The following is a 4419-nucleotide window of genomic DNA, read 5'->3' on the forward strand; positions in this document are numbered from 1 at the left end:
AATACAACTTCCTTCTCCGAAATCGAAGTACAAGGGAAGATGTTCGGGCTGTATCGTCCGCTGGTTCCATTGTTGTCGTTCAGTTTTGAAGCGCATCCCGGTCCCGAATGAAGAACAGGAATTGCCCCCGTAATAGACTGAACAGTCTGCATAGCCGCCAACGCACACTTGTATCGCGGCTGATCAAGAATTTTCGCCATACTCAATACCCCTTTTAAATTCCTCACAGAGAGCACAGAGTACACGGAGAGATTTTCTTAAATCAAATCTTTAACCTCAATATTGTTGCAGAAAAATACGATCATGGTTAAAGATTTCACAGACAAGCATCTCTCTGTGCCCTCCTAAACTCTGTGAGGGATTCATTCTTATTTCCTATTTTTTCTTTCTTTTATTTTTATTCTGTATTCGTTGATTTTTGATATTGCTTCTTCAATCGGAAGAACTATGTCGTAGGCAGTCACATTGTATTTTGCCAATGCACGAATTGCATGCGGACCGATGCGCGCAACCAGAACATAGTCCACATTGCTCAGACTTTTCGCAATCTCGTCCATCTGACTGTGCCCCTCGCCTGCCCCATTGTGGCCGCCACAGCCAGAATCGCTCCCAGACTGCACTCCTCCACAAGAGCCTCCTGAGCAGGCAGCCGTAACATCTCTCTCCCCGATGTCCTCTGCCTTGCCGCTTTCTTCATCAACTTCGAAAATCAAAAAAGACTGAACATGTCCGAAATGAGAATCGACTGTTTTTCCATCGCTGGTGGCAACCGCAACCTTATATTTTTCTGACATAGTACCCCTGTAAAGCGAAAGATTGTTTCTGGCAATACGGATAACCTATCGCTTTACTAGGTTTATTCTATAGGTTTTAACCTACTTATGCAATAGCTAAAACCTTTTTTTTTATATTTCTGAAAATTTACCTTGACAATTTGAGACAGAGGCATTATTATAATTTTAGATTGTATACAATCTAATTTAGTTAAATATTTATTCAAACGGAGGTTATATGAAATTCGCTGTAAGATATTACACTAAAACCGGTAACACAAAGCGTCTTGCAGAAGCAGTTGCAAATGAACTTGGCGTTGAAGCCCTTCCAATCAGCGAAGGCCTTAACGAGCAAACCGACATTTTGTTTCTGGGAAATTCTTACTATGCTTTTACAATCGACCCGGAAGTCCGCACTTTTATCGCTGGTCTTTCAAAGGACAAAGTTGGCAAGATTGTAAACTTCGGTTCGGCCGCCCTTCTTAATTCAACTTACAAAAAAGTAAAGGCCGAAGCCGCTAAAGTCGGAATTCCAGTTGACGAAAAAGAATTCCATTGCAAAGGCGAGTTCAAAGCCCTCCACAAAGGAAGACCAAATGAAGATGACTTAAAGGCTGCAAGAGAATTTGCACGCCAGTATAAATAATCAACACAAACACAAGGAGATTAAACTATGATTTATGATTACGAAGTAACAACAGGCAAAGGCGAAACACTTAAACTTTCTGAGTACAAGGGAAAGGTAATTCTTATCGTAAACACTGCAACAGGCTGCGGATTCACCCCACAGTACGCACCAATCGAGCAGCTTTACAAGGACTACCACGAAAAAGGCCTTGAGATTCTTGACATTCCTTGCAATCAGTTTGGCGGACAGGCTCCTGGAAGCGACGACGAGATTCACGAGTTCTGCTCACTTCACTACAACACAACTTTCCCGCAGATGAAAAAATCTGACGTAAACGGCCCGAACGAGCTTCCTCTTTACACATACCTCAAATCACAGAAAGGATTCGAAGGTTTTGATGAGCATGAGTTGAAGGGAGTTCTCGAAAACATGTTCAATGCCGCAGATCCTGACTGGGCAAAAAAACCAGACATCAAATGGAACTTCACAAAATTCCTTGTTGACCGAAGCGGAAACGTAGTAGCCCGCTTTGAACCTACTGCCGACATGGCCAAAGTTGAGGAATGTGTCAAAGCATTGCTTGGCTAAGTTTTTGCCCTAAAGGCAGCTCGATTTAGAATTACACTTTCGTCATTTTCTGGCAAAGCTCCAGTTGATATTTTATCTTCTGGGGCTTCTTCTTTTCTCTTGACCTTGCCTTTGGGGCCATTTTTTAGAAGTTCATTTACCGTGTGAATTCCAAAGAATCAATCCCGAAAAATTCCTTGCTTTTCAGATATTCCCAACTTACAATTATAAAATCATCTGGCACATGCCACATCACGGAGGAAAAATGTTCGGCTTCAATTATTATACACCTACAAAAGTCGTGTTCGGAAAGAACACCGAAGAAAAAGTTGCGGATTTGATTAAGGAATTCGGCGGAAAGAAAGTTTTGATTCATTATGGCGGCGGAAGCGTGGTTCGCTCAGGTCTTTTGCCTCGTGTCAAAGGCTTTTTGGACAAAGCCGGAATCAGCTATCTGGAACTTGGCGGTGCTGTTCCCAACCCTCACCTTGGGCTTGTACGCGAAGGAATTGAACTTTGCAAAAAAGAAGGGATTGATTTTCTTCTCGCTGTTGGTGGCGGAAGTGCGATTGACTCAGCAAAGGCGATTGGTTACGGTGTGGCTAACGACGGCGATGTGTGGGATTTTTACGACTACAAACGAAAAGTAACAGGCTGTCTTCCGATTGGCGTTATTCTCACGATTGCGGCAACAGGAAGTGAAATGAGCGATTCTTCGGTTATCACAAAGGAAGAAGGGCTTGTCAAACGCGGATATTCAAGCGATTTTGGCCGTCCGCGCTTTGCAATCATGAACCCGGAACTTACGATGACTTTGCCGGATTATCAGACTGCCTGCGGCTGCACGGACATCATGATGCACACAATGGAACGTTATTTCACAAACGGCGGCAACATGGAAATCACCGACTCAATGGCAGAAGCCCTTCTCCGCACAGTCAAAGAAAACGCAAAGATTCTTGCAAAAGACCCCAAGAATTATGACGCACGTGCCGAAGTCATGTGGGCAGGAAGCCTCGCGCACAACGGACTCACAGGTTGCGGAAACGATGGCGGCGACTGGATGACTCACAAACTGGAGCACGAGCTTGGAGGTCTTTACGACGTGGCACATGGAGCAGGGCTTGCGGCAATCTGGGGAAGCTGGGCACGATACGTTTACAAAGACTGCCTCCCCCGCTTCAAAAAATTCGCAATCAATGTAATGGGCGTGTCAGCAAGCGGCTCGGATGAAGAAATCGCGCTCAAAGGCATCGAAGCCATGGAAGATTTCTACCGCGAAATCAAAATGCCAACGAATCTCCGGGAACTTGGCGTAAAAGCCTGCGACGAAGACTTAAAACTCATGGCACACAAATGCTACGTGGGCACCGGCGGCCCCAAAGGCTCGGCCAAACTTCTGAATGAGGAAGATATGCTGGAGATTTTTAAGATGAGCCGATAAAAAAATAAAAGGTCGTTAAAATAACGTCGATAATGCCGGGCGTTACCGCCTGCTTTCGGCAGGCGGTCGGGTGTTCCGCACTTCCGCTAACGCTCCATTCCTCCATTCAGTCGCAATGCTCCTTCATTTCGGAATGCCTTCGGCAGTGCTACACCCCCTAACGCAACCCATCAAGATAAGCGTTCAAAAAGCTGGAAGCCAGGCTGTCTGGGAGAATACTCTTTCGGGCTTCATCTGAATCAAACCACTTGTAAGAATCAATTTCCTTGTTCGGATTCAGTTCGCTAGCATCTTTTACGAAAGCCGTGAAATTGCACATAAGCGTGTTTGACTTTTCAAAGAAACTCGTTCTGTTGAAATGAACTCGGCTTGCAGTCATGCCGGTCTCTTCCTTGATTTCACGAACGGCGGCATCCTCAAGCTTCTCACCACGGTTCACATAGCCCGCAACAAGAATATAAACAGGCCGCCCATACTGCTGAATCAGAAGAATCTTTCCAGTTGATTCGTCAATCACAATCATGCTGACAGCCACATTATAAAGCGGAAACCGATACTGACCGCATTTTTCACAATAAGGAACAAGCCCCTCACCTTCAAGCTCCTTTTCGACAAGAAGCGTACCACATTCTGTGCAATATGAACTCATGGAAATATTGTAGCAGGAAAAATTGAGATTGGTAAGATAGAGGAGAAGAAAGCCAACAAAAGAATTTATTGGAAATTACTTGAAACAAACATGGATGAAATTGAACAAGTCACAGTACAGAATATAAGGAATAAATCATGAGCATTCTTCGCGTATTATTATGCATCATCTTTCCCCCACTCGCAGTTTTGGACAAAGGCTGTGGCTCAATCATCATCGTTACTCTTCTTACACTTGTCGGTTGGGTTCCCGGCGTAATCGGGGCTCTGGTGATTAACAACAAGTAACCCCGCTTCCCCTTCACCATCATCCGTGGGAGAAAGTTTCCTTCGTGTTCACCCGGCCCATGTAGATTTCA

6 protein-coding genes and 1 pseudogene are annotated in these 4419 nt (G+C 44.7%); 4 read left to right on the top strand and 3 right to left on the bottom strand.

What is annotated here, in order from left to right:
* Positions 1–200, bottom strand: a pseudogene (locus IJJ71_RS05850) (nitrogenase component 1); the annotation flags it as partial.
* A gap of 168 nt (positions 201–368) precedes the next feature.
* Positions 369–794, bottom strand: a complete 426-nt coding sequence (locus IJJ71_RS05855; protein WP_296845897.1) for a NifB/NifX family molybdenum-iron cluster-binding protein — start codon at positions 792–794, stop codon at positions 369–371.
* A 217-nt stretch (positions 795–1011) separates the two neighbouring features.
* Between IJJ71_RS05855 and IJJ71_RS05860 the strand changes: the two genes are divergently transcribed.
* From IJJ71_RS05860 to IJJ71_RS05870, 3 genes are all read left to right on the top strand, one after another.
* Positions 1012–1419: a flavodoxin family protein gene (locus IJJ71_RS05860; protein WP_296845898.1), complete on the top strand. Its 408-nt coding sequence runs from the start codon at positions 1012–1014 to the stop codon at positions 1417–1419.
* A gap of 27 nt (positions 1420–1446) precedes the next feature.
* A complete protein-coding gene (locus tag IJJ71_RS05865) occupies positions 1447–1989 on the top strand; it encodes a glutathione peroxidase (protein WP_296845899.1) in 543 nt (180 codons plus the stop codon).
* Positions 1990–2212: 223 nt separating this feature from the next.
* A complete protein-coding gene (locus tag IJJ71_RS05870) occupies positions 2213–3412 on the top strand; it encodes an iron-containing alcohol dehydrogenase (RefSeq protein ID WP_296845900.1) in 1200 nt (399 codons plus the stop codon).
* A 157-nt stretch (positions 3413–3569) separates the two neighbouring features.
* Here the strand turns inward: IJJ71_RS05870 and IJJ71_RS05875 are convergent, their stop codons facing one another.
* Complete coding sequence (locus tag IJJ71_RS05875; RefSeq protein ID WP_296845901.1) at positions 3570–4061, bottom strand: NAD(+) diphosphatase; 492 nt, start codon at positions 4059–4061, stop codon at positions 3570–3572.
* A gap of 137 nt (positions 4062–4198) precedes the next feature.
* On the opposite strand from IJJ71_RS05875, the gene IJJ71_RS05880 reads away from it, so the two are divergent.
* Entirely contained in the window at positions 4199–4348 is a 150-nt protein-coding gene (locus IJJ71_RS05880) for a YqaE/Pmp3 family membrane protein (RefSeq protein ID WP_296845902.1), read from the top strand.
* The last annotated feature ends 71 nt before the right edge of the window (positions 4349–4419 follow it).

The sequence above is a fragment of the Treponema sp. genome (genome assembly GCF_017430385.1).
Lineage (GTDB): Bacteria > Spirochaetota > Spirochaetia > Treponematales > Treponemataceae > Treponema_D.